General features: G+C 74.2%; 15 protein-coding genes. 5 read left to right on the top strand and 10 right to left on the bottom strand.

Features of this window, described 5'->3' with window-relative positions:
• Positions 1-70 precede the first annotated feature (70 nt).
• From OG294_RS04530 to OG294_RS04545, 4 genes are read right to left on the bottom strand one after another with little or no spacing between them, the layout of a single operon-like run.
• Positions 71-688: a GTP-binding protein gene (locus OG294_RS04530; protein WP_327071447.1), complete on the bottom strand. Its 618-nt coding sequence runs from the start codon at positions 686-688 to the stop codon at positions 71-73.
• Positions 689-713: 25 nt separating this feature from the next.
• Positions 714-1,070 carry a DUF742 domain-containing protein gene (locus OG294_RS04535; protein WP_327065075.1) on the bottom strand — a complete coding sequence of 119 codons (357 nt, stop codon included), beginning with the start codon at positions 1,068-1,070 and terminating at the stop codon, positions 714-716.
• A 39-nt stretch (positions 1,071-1,109) separates the two neighbouring features.
• Positions 1,110-1,514: a roadblock/LC7 domain-containing protein gene (locus tag OG294_RS04540; protein WP_327065076.1), complete on the bottom strand. Its 405-nt coding sequence runs from the start codon at positions 1,512-1,514 to the stop codon at positions 1,110-1,112.
• Positions 1,511-3,037: an ATP-binding protein gene (locus OG294_RS04545; RefSeq protein ID WP_327065077.1), complete on the bottom strand. Its 1,527-nt coding sequence runs from the start codon at positions 3,035-3,037 to the stop codon at positions 1,511-1,513. The genes OG294_RS04540 and OG294_RS04545 overlap by 4 nt, the downstream gene beginning before the upstream one ends.
• Before the next feature lie 559 nt (positions 3,038-3,596).
• Here OG294_RS04545 and OG294_RS04550 point away from each other — a divergent pair.
• Positions 3,597-5,663: a helix-turn-helix domain-containing protein gene (locus tag OG294_RS04550; protein ID WP_327065078.1), complete on the top strand. Its 2,067-nt coding sequence runs from the start codon at positions 3,597-3,599 to the stop codon at positions 5,661-5,663.
• Between the two features lie 210 nt (positions 5,664-5,873).
• Here OG294_RS04550 and OG294_RS04555 read toward each other — a convergent pair whose 3' ends face one another.
• Entirely contained in the window at positions 5,874-6,386 is a 513-nt protein-coding gene (locus tag OG294_RS04555; RefSeq protein WP_327065079.1) for a DUF2000 domain-containing protein, read from the bottom strand.
• On the opposite strand from OG294_RS04555, the gene OG294_RS04560 reads away from it, so the two are divergent.
• The 4 genes from OG294_RS04560 to OG294_RS04575 all read left to right on the top strand — a co-directional run bounded on the left by OG294_RS04560 (position 6,385) and on the right by OG294_RS04575 (position 8,985).
• Positions 6,385-7,251, top strand: a complete 867-nt coding sequence (locus OG294_RS04560) for a helix-turn-helix transcriptional regulator (protein WP_327065080.1) — start codon at positions 6,385-6,387, stop codon at positions 7,249-7,251. The genes OG294_RS04555 and OG294_RS04560 overlap by 2 nt on opposite strands.
• 79 nt (positions 7,252-7,330) lie before the next feature.
• Entirely contained in the window at positions 7,331-7,966 is a 636-nt protein-coding gene (locus OG294_RS04565; protein ID WP_327065081.1) for an arylsulfatase, read from the top strand.
• A gap of 182 nt (positions 7,967-8,148) precedes the next feature.
• Positions 8,149-8,385 (top strand): DUF6296 family protein, encoded by a 237-nt coding sequence (locus tag OG294_RS04570; RefSeq protein WP_327065082.1) that lies wholly within the window; start codon positions 8,149-8,151, stop codon positions 8,383-8,385.
• A gap of 210 nt (positions 8,386-8,595) precedes the next feature.
• Positions 8,596-8,985, top strand: a complete 390-nt coding sequence (locus OG294_RS04575; protein ID WP_327065083.1) for a hypothetical protein — start codon at positions 8,596-8,598, stop codon at positions 8,983-8,985.
• Between the two features lie 44 nt (positions 8,986-9,029).
• On the opposite strand, the gene OG294_RS04580 is transcribed toward OG294_RS04575, so the two are convergent.
• The 5 genes from OG294_RS04580 to OG294_RS04600 all read right to left on the bottom strand — a co-directional run bounded on the left by OG294_RS04580 (position 9,030) and on the right by OG294_RS04600 (position 14,817).
• The gene (locus OG294_RS04580; RefSeq protein ID WP_327065084.1) at positions 9,030-9,170 is read right to left on the bottom strand and encodes a hypothetical protein; all 141 of its coding nucleotides are present in this window, start codon (positions 9,168-9,170) and stop codon (positions 9,030-9,032) included.
• A gap of 54 nt (positions 9,171-9,224) precedes the next feature.
• A complete protein-coding gene (locus tag OG294_RS04585) occupies positions 9,225-9,698 on the bottom strand; it encodes a universal stress protein (RefSeq protein WP_327071448.1) in 474 nt (157 codons plus the stop codon).
• Between the two features lie 253 nt (positions 9,699-9,951).
• A complete protein-coding gene (locus tag OG294_RS04590; protein ID WP_327065085.1) occupies positions 9,952-10,671 on the bottom strand; it encodes a ribonuclease H family protein in 720 nt (239 codons plus the stop codon).
• A 167-nt stretch (positions 10,672-10,838) separates the two neighbouring features.
• The gene (locus tag OG294_RS04595) at positions 10,839-13,427 is read right to left on the bottom strand and encodes a collagenase (protein ID WP_327065086.1); all 2,589 of its coding nucleotides are present in this window, start codon (positions 13,425-13,427) and stop codon (positions 10,839-10,841) included.
• A 436-nt stretch (positions 13,428-13,863) separates the two neighbouring features.
• A complete protein-coding gene (locus OG294_RS04600) occupies positions 13,864-14,817 on the bottom strand; it encodes an NAD-dependent epimerase/dehydratase family protein (protein ID WP_327065087.1) in 954 nt (317 codons plus the stop codon).
• Between the last annotated feature and the right edge of the window lie 38 nt (positions 14,818-14,855).

Consider the following 14,855-nt stretch of genomic DNA (forward strand, 5'->3'; position numbering starts at 1 on the left):
ACGGGGTGGTCACGGTATCTCCGGGGTCAGCGCGAGGCGGTCGTCGAGCGTGCCGGCCAGGGTGGCGCGGTCACCGCGTGGGCGGGGCCGAGAGGGTGTACAGGTAGTGCATCAGGGCCATCAGGACGTCCCGGCTGGATTCGCGGGTCCGCGCGTCGCAGGCGACGATCGGCACCTCCGCCGGCAGGTCGAGGGCGGTGCGCAGCTCCTCCGTCGGATAACTCGGGGACTCGGGGAAGGTGTTCACCGCGACGACGAACGGCACGCCGCGGTCCTCCAGCCGCCCGATCACGTCGAAGCTGACCTCCAGCCGGCGGGTGTCGACCAGCACGACCGCGCCGAGGGCCCCCTCGAACAGCCCGTTCCAGAGGAACCAGAACCGCTCCTGCCCGGGCGTGCCGAAGACGTACAGCACCAGCTCCTCGCTGATGCTGATCCGGCCGAAGTCCATCGCGACCGTGGTGCGGGTCTTGCGCTCGACCCCGGAGAGGTCGTCGACGCCCTCCCCGGCCTGCGTCATCGTCTCCTCGGTGGTCAGCGGGCGGATCTCGCTCACCGAGCCGACCAGGGTCGTCTTGCCGACGCCGAAGCCGCCCACGATCACGACCTTGACCGCCATGGTGGCCGAGTCCGGGAGCAGGTCCTCGTCCTGCGGCCCCACGGCGGGTCCCTGCGGTGCCACCGCCACCGGCCCGGTGCCGTCGGGCACCCGCTCAGAGTCGCTGTAGTCCACTGATCACCGCCTCCAACAGGGCGCGCTCGGGCAGGATCGCCTGCGGGACGCACGCGCGGGCCTCGATCCGCTCCTCGGTGAGGAGGTCGGTCAGCAGCACGGTGACCACGCTGGCCGGCAGCCGCAGGTAGGCGGAGATCTCGGCCACGGACAGCGGCGAACCGCAGATCCGCAGGATCGCCGCGTGCTCCGGCGGCATCGCCGGCGTCGGTTCGGCCCGCGCGACGATCAGTGTGACCAGGTCGAACGTGGTCTGGTCGGCCAGGCCGCTGCGGCCACGGGTGATCACGTAGAGGCGTTCGGGGATGCCGCCCTCGCCGCGTTCAGGTGTGCTCATGCGACCGCCTCGGCACGCTCGGCGGTCCGCACCGCCGGCTCACGCGACCTCGCCCTTGCGCGCGGGCGTGCTGAGGTGCTCGCCGATCCGGGCGACCAGGTCCCGCATCCGCTGGCCCACCAGGCCGGCGTCCACACCCTCGTCGGCCAGCACCGCGAGGAAGGCGCGGGCACCGGCCGCCATCAGGTAGAAGAACCCGCCGCTCACCTCGATCACCACCAGCCGCATCCGGCCGTCGCCCTCGGGGAACTCCTGCCCCACCGCCGCGGCCAGGCTCTGCAGGCCGGCGCAGGCCGCGGCCAGCCGGTCGGCGGTGTCGGTGCAGGTGCCGTGCTGGGCCATCCGCAGGCCGTCGGCGGAGAGCACGATGATGTGACGGAGGCACGGGACGCTGTCCGCCAGGTCCTTGAGCATCCAGTCCATGTTGGTCCGCTGCTGAATCACTGCTCGCCCTTCTCTGCCGACTCTTCGCTACTGGTGTGGCCGTTCACGCCCTCGGTGAACGCGGCCAGCCACAGACCGGGCTGGACCTCCTTGGCCGGCTCGGCGGCCTTCGGGGTCCCGGCGGCGCCGGTCCGGGGTGCCTGGCCCGTGCTCATCCGGAACGGCGCGGCGTGCCGGCGGCGCTGCGGCAGGCCGTTCGCGGTGCGCTCGGTGACCACCGGGACGTCGTCGTCCTGGTGGGACGGCCCCGGCCGGGCCGCCGCGGTGGTGCCGAAGGCGGGCCGGGCCGAGAAGCCCGGCAGCGTGGCCGACCGCCGCCGCGTCCCCGTCGCGTCCCGGGGCCCGCCGGTGACGCCGATGCCGTGGGCCAGGCCGGTGGCGGGCGCGGTGGTGAGGTACTCCTGCGGCACGATCAGCACCGCGCGAACGCCGCCGTAGGCGGAGGGGCGCAGCGAGACCTGGAACCCGTAGGCCTTCGCCAGCCGGCCGACCACGGCCAGGCCGAGCCGCGGGGTCTCGCCGAGGTCGTTGAGGTCGATGCCGGCCCGGGCCTCCTCGATCATCCGCTCGGCGCGGGCCCGGCCCTCCTCGCTGAGGCTGAGGCCGCCGTCCTCGATCTCGATCGCTATGCCGGTCTGCACCTCGGCGGCGGTCAGATGCACCTTGGTCTGCGGCGGGGAGTACCGGGTGGCGTTGTCCAGCAGTTCGGCGACCGCGTGGATGAGCGGCTCGACCGCCGGTCCGACCACGGCCACCGCCGAGACCGGGTGGAGCTCGACCCGCGGGTACTCCAGGATCCGCGACATGCCGCCGCGCAGCACGCTGTACAGCGGCACCGCCCTGCTCCACTGCCGCCCGGGGCGGGCGCCGCCGAGCACGGCGATGCTGTCGGCCAGGCGTCCGACCAGCGCGTTGCCGTGGTCCAGGCGCAGCAGGTCGTCGAAGACGGCGGGGTCGTTGCCGTGCCGGTCCTCCATCTCCCGCAGGTCCTGGGCCTGCCGGTGGATGATCGCCTGCACCCGGCGGGCGATGTTCACGAAGGCCCGCTGCGCGGACTCGCGCATGTTCTCCTCGTTGTCGACCGCCTCCAGGACCGAGCGCAGCACGGCCAGCCGGGCGGCCTGGAACTCCGCGCCCACCGCGGGGTCGTGGGCCTGGTAGACCTTGAGCACGTCCTCGATGAAACCGCCGCGCTGCAGCCGGGCGACCGCGTCGGGCAGGTCGGTCCTCGCCAGCCGGAGCGTCTCGCTCTCCTGCCGGGCCAGCCGGTGGCGCAGCTCCTGCTCCAGCCGCGCGGCCCGCTCGCGCAGCCCCACCATCGCACGCCCCCGGCGCGCGGTCTCGACGGCCACCGCCACCACCCCCACGACGGCCAGCACTCCGCACCAGACCACGCCCTCGCGGGCGTCGGGGGAGACCACCGAGGCGGCGAGGACGGCCGCCGCCACCGTCACGACCGTGGGCAGCAGCCACACGAGCACGGGAGCGGAGCGCCGGCTTCCGGGTGACGTTCCAGCAAGCATTCAGCATCCTCAAGAGCGATCGAAGCGTACGGGGAGGGACGGATCGGAACCGGCTCCGGCGGCGAGCAGCATAGCCGGTTCGGAATATTTCTGACTAAATCTCAAAACTCTTGCACCAAAGCTGATTTGACACTTTCTTTCGGGTCGTTCCAGTCATTTCGCACACCAGTGGCAGGCAGTGCGGACCAGCCGCCCCACGCCCCCGCCGCCCCGATCGGCCGGACCGGCGCTGGCACCAGACTTGCCACGCCCCGGACTTGTCGTACCGGCATCGCCGCCAGGTTCGCTCATGCGAGGGGTCTGTCCCGGGAAGCGTCACCGGGTGCAGCGAAGTCGTGCTAGACGAAGGCGCGTTCGAGGGCACGGCCGAGTCCGGCCGCACGCCGCCGGCCCTGCGGCGGCCTGCCCGCCCGCACTCCCGGGCTTGCGTCGGCGGCCGGTTCCGGAGCAGGCTGGGCTGCCGCCATCGACCCGGTGGGCGGCATGCGGGAGGGGCGGGTCGTACGTGCGGACGCCGCTCGTGGCTCGAGCCAGGGGATCATGGGTCGTGGATGTGCCGGTGGACGCTGATGTGCCGGTGGGCACCGATGTGCCGGTGGACGTGGGCGTTGCGGGCGGGGGCGAGGCTCGCGGCGTCCGGCCGGGGGCGGCGGTGGCCGGCCCGACCCTGTCCTCGCTGAGCCGCTCGCTGGGTCCGGCCCGGCCGAGCGGCGTTCCCGAGCGGTTCGCCGACCGGCCGGTGCGCGGCGTGCGACCACTGGACGCGAGCCTGGCACTGCCGTCGGCCGAGCTGGACCTGCGGGACGTGCTGGTGCTGCTGCCGCCCGGCGCCGCGGGGACGCTCGACCCGGTGGGCGCCGAACTGCTGCTCCGGCGGCTGACGGAGCGGCGGGTGGCCGGGCTCGCCTGCCCGGCCGGTCCTGACGGCCGGTCGGCCCCGGCGGTGCTGGCCGCGGCGGCGGAGCGGGTCGCGCTCCCGCTCCTCGCCGTCCCCGAGGGCGTCGACTGGCCGCAGGTCGCGCAGGCCGTCAGCGACGAGCGCCACCGGGCCGCGCAGGCCGGTGCCCGGCTGCCGGGCGAACTTCTCGCCCGGCTGCGCGGCCGGTCCGACGCCAACGGCGGGCAGGGCGGGCACGGCGGTCAGGGCATGCACGGCGGCAGCGGTGACGGCGACGGTACCGGCGTCGACGGCGAGGTGCAGGCGGTGCTGGACTGGCTCGCCCGCACGGTCGCCGGCGAGGTCGTGCTGATCGCCGCCACCGGCGCCCCGACGGCCCAGGCACCCGCCGGGGCCCGGGAGCTGCCGCCGGAGGCCGCACCGAGCATCGCCCGCGTCCGCGCCGGCGAGCTGGACGCGGCCGGCCTGGACCTCGGCTCCGGGCAGCTGCGCCGTCCGCCGCACGGCCAGCACCCGCCGCGCCCGGTGCTGGCCGTGCGGCGGACGGCACCGTTCGACCCGGGGCTGACGCACGCGATGGCCGGTGCGGCCGACCTGCTGCCGCTGCTCCTGCGGCTCCGGGAGGCGAACGCCCGGGAGCTGCGGGCGCACCGGCTGCTGGCCGCCGCGCGGGTGGGCGTGCTGCAGATGCTGATGGGCGGTGAACTGCTGCTGGCCCAGCGGACCGCCGCCAGCGTCGACCCCGGGCTGCTGGACGCCGAGCAGGCTCGGGTGCTGATCCTGCAAGGGCGGCCCGAGGACCGCGAGGGCGCGGTGGCGGAGTGCGGCGCGGCCACGGTCGGCGCGGCGCTGGTGGTGCGCTGCCCGGTCTACGACGGGAACGTGATCATCGTGGCGCCGGTGCACGGCGACGCCCGCCCGGGCGCCGACTGGGACACCGTCCGCGCGCGGCTGCGCGGGGTCGTCGCCGCCCGCCCCGACCGCTACCTCGGCGGCAGCGGCACCGCACCGCTGGCAGCGACCGCGCAGTCCTACCGGGACGCCGCACGGGCGTTGGCGGTGGCCCGGCAGCTGGCCGAGCGGGTGGCCCTGGGCGGAGCGCGGATCGAGCTGGTGGAGGTGCTCGACCAGCGGGCCCGGCCGTGGGCGGACGCGCTGCTGGGGCCGGCCCTGGCGCTGCCCCGCGGTGAGCGCGAACCGCTGCTCGACACCCTGCGGCTGGTCCTGGAGTTCGGGGTGACGGGCGCGGCCCGCCTCACCGGCCGGCACCGCAACACGGTCTCGGGCACCCGCAAGCGCGCGGCGGCCCTGCTCGCGCTGGACCTGGGCGACGTGCTGACCCGCGCCCGGCTGGACCTCGCCCTGCAGCTGCAGACCGCGTCCGAGCCGCCGAGCGGCACCCTCGCCGAGCGGCCCGTCCCGCTGGCGCGGCTGCTGGCCGCCGACCCGGCGCGCGGCTGGGCGCAGCGGTGGCTGGCCCCGCTCGCGCAGGACGGGCGTGACCTGCGGCGCACCCTGCTGACCTGGGTCGGCTGCAACACCCGGGTGGAGCGCGCGGCTGCCCGGCTGGGGCTCTACCCCGACACGGTCCGCGACCACCTGAAGGCCGCCGACCGGCTGCTGCAACGCGATCTGCTCTCCCCCTCGGGCCCGCACGACCTGGTCCTGAGCCTGCTGGCCGTCGGCGCCATCGGGCCGTCGAAGGAGGCAGCGGCCGAGCCGCACTGACGCCCCCGGCCGATCCCGCTTCCACCTGTCCCCACCTGGGCGGATGTGCATCGGTGGTACCCGCGGCGGCCGGCGCTGTGCACGCGTCGGGGTACCCCGGCGCGCCAGGCGCCCGTACCCTCGCCCCACCTGGCGGCACGCACCACCGCCGGCACGGCGCCGCCGCGGTGGCCCGCACGGGGGTGGGGCCACCGCGGCGGCGCCGCGGACTCAGGGGTGCATGTGCGCCCCCTTGAGCACCTTGTCCACGGCGTTGCGCGGCCCGTACACGGCCATGCCCACGAGATCGAGTCCGTCGCGGCCCACGGCCCGCACCGCCGCCCGGTTGTCCCGGTCGTTGCCGGTGCCGAACAGGTCCGAGGTGAACACGGCCACCGGCAGCGCACGGGACAGCGCACGGGCGTGCCCGGCGGCCAGGGTCTCCTTCGCCCCTTCGAAGACCAGCACGGGCTGGCGGAACATCGGCAGGTAGCCGGTGCCGTCGGCGTCCCGGTACGGCTCGCCGATCACCTCGGGGGCCACCGTGCCGAGCCCGCTGACCAGGAAGGCGGTCACGTTCAGCCGCTGCCAGGGCTCCAGGTCGTCGCGGAGCAGCACGGCGATCCTGGTGTCGAAGCGGACGGGGACGGCGGCGGCCTCGCCGACGACGGTGGCGCTGGTGGGGGCGGTGGCGCTGGTGGGGGCGCTGGCGCTGGCGGACTCGGTCTCGTTCGTGGATCTCATGCACCGAGACTGCCGGGTGCCCGGCTCCGCGGTCTTGTACGTTCCTCGCGTGGCACCGGGACAGGAACGCACCGCAGCACAGCTCACCGCCTGGCACCCGTCGGTCCCGGGTGTCGTGGAGGTGCTCCACGCCCGCTTCACCGAGCACTCCTACCCGATGCACGTCCACGACGCCTGGACGCTGCTGATCGTCGACGACGGGGCGGTCCGCTACGACCTGGACGGCCACCGGCACGGCACCCCGGACGGCACCGTGAGCCTGCTGCCGCCGCAGGTGCCGCACAACGGCTCACCCGCCACCGCGCAGGGGTTCCGCAAGCGCGTGCTGTACCTCGACATGACGCAGTTGGACGAGCGGTTCATCGGTGCGGCGGTGGACGGCCCGGACCTCGCCGATCCGCTGCTGCGCGACCGGGTCGCCCGCCTGCACACGGCCCTCGCCCACCGGGGCGAGGAGTTGGAGGCGGAGAGCCGCCTGGCCCTGATCGGCGAGCGGCTGCGCGGCCACCTGCGCCCCAGCCCGGCCTTCGGGCAGCCGCAGGGCGGTGGCGGCATCGCGGGCGGCCTGCGGGAGCTGCTGGACGAGCGGCTGGTCGAGGGCCTCACCCTGGAGCGGGCCGCCGGTCTGCTGCACGCCCACCCGGCCCATCTGGTGCGCGCCTTCAGCGCGGCCTTCGGCATCGCCCCGCACCAGTACCTGGTCTCCCGCCGGGTCGACCTGGCCCGCCGCCTGCTGCTGGACGGGCAGTCGCCGCGCGAGGTGGCCACCGCCACGGGCTTCTACGACCAGGCGCACCTCACCCGGCACTTCAAACGCGTCATCGGCACCACCCCGGGCCGCTACACCAAGGGCGCCCGCACCTGACGGCCCGCCGGGGACGGGACGCCGGGACAGGCCGCCGGGGACGGGTCTCCGCCCCGGCCCGTACGGCATCATGGGCCGCGTGACCACCATCGGATTCCTGCACACCGCCGACGTGCACGTGCCCGCCTTCCGCGCCCTGCTGCGCGAACTCGCCCCCGGGATCGCCGACCGGCACGTGGTGGACCCGGGCCTGCTCGCCGACGCCCGCGCGGGCCGGCCCTACCAGGACGGGTTGCGGGCCCGGCTCGGCGAGCTGGGCGCCGCCGGGGCCGAGGTGGTCGTCTGCACCTGCTCGACGATCGCGGGGGCCGCCGAGCAGGCCGCCCCGAACGTCGTGCGGATCGACCGGCCGATGGCCGAGGCCGCCGCCCGGTATCCGCGGATCGGTGTCGGGTACGCCGTCGAGTCCACCCTGGCCCCGACCCGCGCGCTGCTGGCCGAGGTCGGTGCCGGCGACCGCGTGGTCGAGATCGCCTGCCCGGCGGCCTGGCCGCTCTTCGAGGCCGGCGACCTGCCCGGCTACCACGCCGCCGTCGCCGACCGGGTCCGCGCCGCGGCCGGAGCCGTCGACGTGGTGCTCCTCGCCCAGGCCTCGATGGCACCCGCCGCCGCCCTGCTCGCCGACCTCCCGGTCCCGGTCCTGACCAGCCCGGCCCTGGCGGTTCGCGAGGCCGTCAGCCGGGCGCGACACCCGCTCACCGACCGGAGCGCGTAGCCGCTCCGGCTGCCCTGCCCCGTGGCCCGGCCCCGCAGCCCGGTGCAGCGCAGCACAGCCCAGGAGCGCGGCCCGGGCACTACCGTGGCTAGAGGGACCCGCGCCCCGGGCACCGCCCGAGCCGATCAGTCCGAGCCGATCGGCCAGGTCGAACAGCCCTCAGCCGATCAGGGAGGCCTCCGATGGCCGAAGCCTACGAACTCGTCTTCGCCCACGACCCGCACGGCCCCGGCGAGGACGATCAGGATGTCGTCACGGTCCGCCCGACCGGCGCCACCGGGCCGGGCGGCCACCCGATCTACGCCGACCCGAGCGGCGCCGTCCGGGCCGAGATCAGCGACCGGGGCGAGATACGGATGCTCGCCACCACCGGGCACCAGGACTCGCTCTCCCCCACCGCCGTGCGCCCGGTGCCCTGAGGCTGCGCCTGCTCCCAGCTCTCCGCCTGCTCGGTGCCCCGTTCCACGGACGGGTGATGTAGGGCCGCCGACCACGGCGCGCCTGGTGCGCCTCACCCCGTGGCGGCGGTGTCGCTCGCTACGGTGGCAACGCCCTGCGGCCCATGGCGCAGGGCCACTTCAGCCATCGTGCAAGGCATCGAGCACGACACCGAGCAACGGAGGAGACCCGTGCGTTCCAGCATCCTGTCCCTGGCGGCCGCGGCACTGGCGCTGGCCGGCACGACCGTGGTGGCGCCGACGGCCTCGGCCACCGTCGCCCCCGCCCAGCTCCGCGACAACAGCGGTTGCAACGGCGACGTCTGCATGGCCATCGACGGCACCACCGGCACGGTGACCGTCAAGGCGTGGGCCTACGACCGCACCTTCACGGGCCACTTCCAGCTGCTCCAGCCCAGCGGGCACGAACTCAACGGCCGGGACGGCACGTTCGGGGCCGGCGACGTGGCCGGTGGGTCCTCCTGGCGGGTGCACGCCGACGCCGGCAACTACTGCGTGGTCGGCTGGGACGGCGTCAACGGCCACTTCGACAAGATCGGGGAACCCTGCCTGTCCCTCTGAGCACCTGAGCAGCACGGGCCACCACCCGCCGTCGCGAGCGCGGCTCAGCTGGACGACAGCGGGAAGGTGGCCAGCAGCACGATCAGCAGCACCAGTGCCGCCACGACGAGCAGCACGCTCACCACGGCCGGCCAGCGGCGGGCGAACCGGCGGGCGGGGTCGGTCCTGGGGTGGGTCCTGGTCATGGCGTTCGCTCCTCCCGGTCTCGGCTGCTCGGGGTCACCCGGGCCTACTCGGGCCTACCCCGGCCGGACGATCACCACCGGGCACGGCGCGTGCTGCGCGCACCGCTGGCTGACCGAGCCGAGCATCGCCCGTGCGAAGGTCCCGTGACCGCGGCTGCCGACCACCAGCACCTGCGCGTCCCGCGAAGCCTCGATCAGCGCCTCGGCCGGGTTTCCGCGCACCAGCAGCTCCCGCACCTCCACCGGCTGCCCCTCCCCCAGCGCGGCGGGCAGCACGGCGTCCAGTTCCTGGCGGAAGTTGCGCTGGGCCGTGTCCTCGTCGAGCGAGGTGTCGACCACCGGCGCCGACCAGCCGTAGTTCATCGGGAGCTCCACCACCCCCACGGCCTCGACCACCGCGCCGATCAGCTTCGCGTAGCCGATCGCCCAGCGGACGGCCGCCCGCGACGACGCAGAGCCGTCGACGCCGACCACCACCTTGAGCGTGCCCTCCGGTCCGAGGGCGCCTTCCTGTCCCGCCACCGCCATCACCTCGCTCGCCTGGGTGTCCTCCTCCACGCTGCGCCCTGCGCGCCCGGGGCGCCAGCAGGGGCTGCGCCACCCGGCTGGTATACCGCCCGCGGCACGCGTATGCGATCGCCCTGCCGCCGCACGGAGAAGGACGCCCTGCGCGTCTTCCCACCAGCACCGCCGCCCCGACCGCGCCGCCGTGCCGGGCCGCCCCAGGGCCCCGCCCGGTCGGCGGGATCCCGGGGCGGCACCCCAGCTTTTCGGGTACGGGTCAGGCCCGCGGCTGCGCCGTCGCGCACTCCGGGTGTCCCCAGCTGCTGCCGACCTTGGTGATCGTGTCGCCCTTGCCGTACGGGCGGCTGCACGGGCAGGTGCCGGGGAACCGCGCGGCCAGCGTGCGCGAGCCGCCGCCGGAGCCGCGCCTGGCGCCGGACGCACCACCCGACGCACCGCCCGACGACGCGCCGGACCGGGCGGCGCGCGGCGCGGCGGTGGCGGCGGCCGGGTCCGGCACCGGGAGGTCGGCCGCGGTGCCGCCGGCGTTCTGCTGGGAGCGGGCGGCGTCGCTGGCGGCCTGGTCGGCGATCGCGTTGAGCGGGTCACCGCCCACCTGGTGGGCCGGAACGTACACGAAGGTGACGTCCCGGCCCTGGAGCAGGGCGTCGATGCGCTGGATCAGCTCGCGGTTGGCCACCGGCTTGCCGGCGGCGGTCTTGAAGCCGTTGCGCTTCCAGCCGGCCAGCCACTTGGTCACCGCGTCCCGGGTGTAGGTGCTGTCGAGCCGGACCTCCAGCGGCGTGCCGGGATCCGTGGCGGCCAACAGCTGCTCCAGCGCCGTGAGTTCGCCGATGTTGTTGGTGCTGTGCCCGAGCGCGCCGGCCTGCCAGCGCTGCGGGACGCCCGCGCTGTCCGCCACCACGAAGGCCCAGGCCGCCGGCCCGGGGTTGCCCTTGGCCGCTCCGTCACACGCTGCGATGATTCGTTCCACCATGCCCCCATGATCGCAGGTCCGCGGCGGCGGGCGGCCACCGCGTGGACACCTCCGCGCGGGCGGCCGGGCACCCCGCCCCGGACTGACGGTCCGTCAGGGGCCGGGGAACGCCGGACGGGCACGGCCACGGCCGCCGCCGTCGCCGTGCCCGCCCAGGTGGCGCCGGGTCAGTACTGGGTGCTGACCGTCACACCGCTGAAGTCGGTGTTGGCGTAGAGGCTGAGGTAGCGGTACCCGGCCGTCGTGTTGGTGACGGTGAGGGACTGGGCGGTGCTACCGGGGGTGGTGGACGAGGCGGTGAAGGTGCTCGGCGAGGCCCAGGTGTTCGGGTCGTAGTAGAGCGAGGCGCTGCCGGTCCCGCCGGAGGTCGAGACCTTCAGCGTGGTGGTGCCGGCCGGCAGGTAGATGTACAGGTAGTCCAGGTTGCCGGCGCTCTCGGCGCGGCCGGAGCGGGAGCAGTTCTGGCCCATCGCGTCGGTGCGCGCGTCGGTGCAGGTGGGCAGGGTGGTGGTGCCACCGGTGGTCACGGTGACCGAGGCCGGGGTGCTGGCGCTCTTGCCGCTGCTGTCGGTGGCCGTCAGGGCGACCGTGTAGGTGCCGGCCGCCGCGTAGGTGTGGGTCGGGTTCTGCTGGTCGGAGGAGGTGCCGTCGCCGAAGGTCCAGTGCCAGGAGGTGATCCTGTCCGAACTGGCGGTCTCGACCGACTTGTCGCTCAGGCTGACCGTGGCCCCGTTGACCGAGGCGTCGAACAGCGCCGTCGGGCCCTCGGCGTAGCAGGCGCCGGCGGCGCAGCTGGTGAGCCAGCTGTCGAAGTCGGCGTCGTAGGCGGTGCCGATGCTGTTGTAGACCGCGTAGGCGCCCTGGAAATCACCGGCGCGGAAGTGGTTCAGCATGTTGGTGACGTCGGCGGGGTGCTTCTCGAACATGTACCGGACGGCGAGGTAGCCCCACGGGTAGACGCGGGTCGAGTCCGAGTTGTCGTAGGTGTTCTGGAAGATCGTGCTGAGCTTGTAGGTGTGGTTGGCCGCCTCCTGCATCGCCTGGGTGTCGGTGGTGCCGCGGTAGGCGTAGGACTCGTACTCGGCGACCCCTTCGATCCACCAGATGTCCGGGACGGACGTCTCGGTGGTGAAGTTGCCCTTCATGTCGTAGATGCCGTCCATGTAGTGCGTGTACTCGTGGTTCAGGTTCCACACGTTGGCGGTGAAGCCGTCGTTCCAGGACTTCTGGTACATCACCGAGACGGCCTGGTTGGTCGGGTCCGTCGGGTCCATGACGGTCTGGCCGCCGTTGTCGGTGGAGTTGCCGAAGATCGCCCAGGAGTAGTTCACGTAGTCGGCCTGGTTGGCGAAGATCCCCAGCGTGATGGTCTTGTCGTACTGGCCGGGGACCGGGCCGTTGTCCTTGACCATGTTGTGGAAGAAGGTGTCCTCGCCGCGCAGGCTGGTGCAGACCGCCGCCAGGTCGGCGGGTGAGAGGTCCTCGGTCTCGATGGTGCGGTTGTCGCAGACCAGGGTGTCGGGCAGGATCGCGGCGGTCAGCTTCGCCGGCAGGTCGCAGGTGTTGTAGTACGAGCACTGGGCGCCGTCGAAGGCGTCCGCCTGGTAGGCGGTGTGCACGTAGAGCGGGCCGGTGCTGCCGGTGATCCGGGCGGAGTCGAGCACCGCCTTGACCAGCGGCCTGGCCGCCGCCTCGATGGTGGCGTTGTCGCCGGACATCCGGGCCAGGTCGTTGCCCGCGTTCTCGTCCAGGAAGGCGTTCGGGCCGGTGAGCAGGTCCTCGTGCCCCAGCGCGAAGGTGCTGAGGGTGCCCAGGATGCTCGGGTCGGCGGTGACCGCGGTGACGAAGTCCGGGTTGTAGTTGCCCCGCCACAACGGCGCCGACAGCACGGAGTTGACCGCGTTCACCAGCTTGGGGAAGGCGTTGTAGGAGTTGTTGTAGCCGCTCAGGACCTGCTTGTAGACCTTCAGGTAGTCGCCCTGCAGGTTCGCGCTGTCGGTCAGCACCAGTACGTCGTACAGCACACTGCCGTTGTTGTCGTTGACGTCGGTCCAGTGCTGCCCGGCGAAGAAGGCGTCGAGTCCGGCCTTGGTCGCACTGGTGAGCGCGGCGTCGTAGCTGCCGACGGCGCCGGCGTTGTAGGACTGGACGTAGTAGCCGGCCCGCAGGAAGAGCACGAGCTGCCAGATGCCGGTGGAGTCGTCGCCGGTGTAGTCGGCCGCCAGGCTCTGGAACGCCTGGGCGACGGAGAGCATCTGCGGTTCCTTGAAGATGTTGCCCGCGTCGGTGCCGGTGACGTTGAAGAGCGTGTTGACGCAGTCCGTGGTCGAGCCCTCCACGAAGGAGACCAGGCCGGACCCGGTCCGGCTGCCGAAGTCGGCCGGGGTGCAACTCTGGGTGTCCTTCGCACCATTGGCGCGGGCCGCTTTCGGCTTGGCGGGCACGGGCGCGGAGGCGGCCGGACGCGGCGTGGTCTGCACGGCCGTGCCGGCCGGCTGGCCCATCACGGCCTGGCCGAGCAGGGCCGGTGGCAGCGGGGCGGCGGCGGGGGCGAAGTCGTCGGATCCGGCGGCCACGGTCGGCCCGAGCGGCTTGGGGACGGCGGAGGCGGCGGCCGCGGGTGCGGTCGCGGCCGGCGGCCGGGCGGCGGCCGGTGCCGCTGCGGCCAGCGCGGGCGCCGGCAGCAGGGTGGCGGCGGTGGCACAGCCGGCGACGACACCGGCCATGAGGGTGGGGAGCGGTATGCGCAGACGCACTGCTAAAGCCCTTCTCCTGTGGGGGGAGTTGACTGAACATCAAGTGACGCCAGGGGGGTTGACGTGCATCCTGCCACCAGACGAGTGACAGTACAATGTCACGCGTCATACATTTCTTGAGCCTGCCCCGACTGCGGAGGATCCAGGGGCCGGCCCGCCCGCCCGGCGACACGGAACAGCGAGGCCCGGACATCACTGTGCAATATCACACGTCGCATGTCAGGCCTTGCTGCTGACACCTTCGCCCCGTGCCGAGGCCACGTCAACCCTCCGAACGCCGACCGGAACACGCTCGCGCCTGCCCACCGGCGGCGGTGGACCGCTTCGTCGCATACGAGAAGGCCCGCCGCGAGCTGCGGCGGGCCAGTGGGTCGGACGGCTGATGGGTCGGACGGTCAGTGGCTCGGACTGGTGATGGGGCGGGACGGCCAGGCGCTCAGCCGGTCGTCCGGCGCGGCGCGGCCAGGCGCGCGCGCCACCACGCCACGGTCGCCGTCACCTGCGCGTCGAGGGGCGTGGCCCGCACCGCGAAGGCCGCCTGGTAAGCGCTCGCGTCGATCACGAAGGGCGCCTCGAACTGGTAGCGGACCTCCTTCAACTCGCGCAGCAGCGGGGAGAAGAGCGCGGCCAGGCCCAGCACGGCCGAGGGCAGCCCGCGCACCGCGACCGGCCCCGTACCCGCCTCGGCGGCCAGCTGGTCGACCATCTCCCGGGCGGAGCGGGCGGGCTCGGTCGGCACGTGCCAGGCCCGTCCCCAGGCCTGCTCCGCGCCCGCGAGCTCCGCCAACGCCCGGGCCACGTCGGGGAGGTAGCTCCAGCTGTGCGCGGCGTTCGGATCGCCGAGCACCGAGACCGGCCTGCCGCGCAGCAGCCGGGGCATCACCCGCACGGCCAGATGTCCGCCGTCGGTCACGCCGGGCCCGAAGAAGTCCGAGGCCCGCAGCTCGACCGCCCGGATCCGGCCCTGCTCGTGCAGGCTCCGGGCCTGCTCCCACAGGGCGGCGCGCACCCGTCCCTTGGTGCCGGTCGCCGCGAGGGGCAGCCGCTCGGTCAGCGGACCGTCCACCGGGCCGTAGCCGTAGAGGTTGCCGAGCATCACCAGGACGGCCCCACCGGCCTCGGCCGCCGCGCAGAGCGAGGAGGCCAGTGGCGGCCAGTCACTCGCCCAGCGGTGGTAGGGCGGCGCCGCGCAGCTGTACACCGCGGCCGCGCCCCGCACCACCTCGGTCAGGCGCGTGCTGTCGGTCGCGTCCAGCGCGATGTGCTCGATGCCGGGCTCGGGGCTTCGGCCCGACCTGGTGACCACCCGTACCTCGTGCCCCTGGTCGGCCAGCAGCCGTGCGGTGGCGGCCCCGGCGGGCCCGAATCCGATGACGACGTGAAGACTCACGCACGAACACTAGCGCGAGCGCGAGCCGCGCTCCGGGC

The organism is Kitasatospora sp. NBC_01302 (assembly GCF_035976515.1).
Lineage (GTDB): Bacteria > Actinomycetota > Actinomycetes > Streptomycetales > Streptomycetaceae > Kitasatospora.

Coding starts and splice junctions, on each gene's coding strand:
- OG294_RS04585 (WP_327071448.1), bottom strand. CDS start 9,698: ATGGCGGTGGCGGGACAGGAAGGCGCCCTCGGACCGGAGGGCACGCTC.
- OG294_RS04570 (WP_327065082.1), top strand. CDS start 8,149: ATGGCCGAAGCCTACGAACTCGTCTTCGCCCACGACCCGCACGGCCCC.
- OG294_RS04580 (WP_327065084.1), bottom strand. CDS start 9,170: ATGACCAGGACCCACCCCAGGACCGACCCCGCCCGCCGGTTCGCCCGC.
- OG294_RS04535 (WP_327065075.1), bottom strand. CDS start 1,070: ATGAGCACACCTGAACGCGGCGAGGGCGGCATCCCCGAACGCCTCTAC.
- OG294_RS04560 (WP_327065080.1), top strand. CDS start 6,385: ATGCACCGAGACTGCCGGGTGCCCGGCTCCGCGGTCTTGTACGTTCCT.
- OG294_RS04590 (WP_327065085.1), bottom strand. CDS start 10,671: ATGGTGGAACGAATCATCGCAGCGTGTGACGGAGCGGCCAAGGGCAAC.
- OG294_RS04555 (WP_327065079.1), bottom strand. CDS start 6,386: ATGAGATCCACGAACGAGACCGAGTCCGCCAGCGCCAGCGCCCCCACC.
- OG294_RS04545 (WP_327065077.1), bottom strand. CDS start 3,037: ATGCTTGCTGGAACGTCACCCGGAAGCCGGCGCTCCGCTCCCGTGCTC.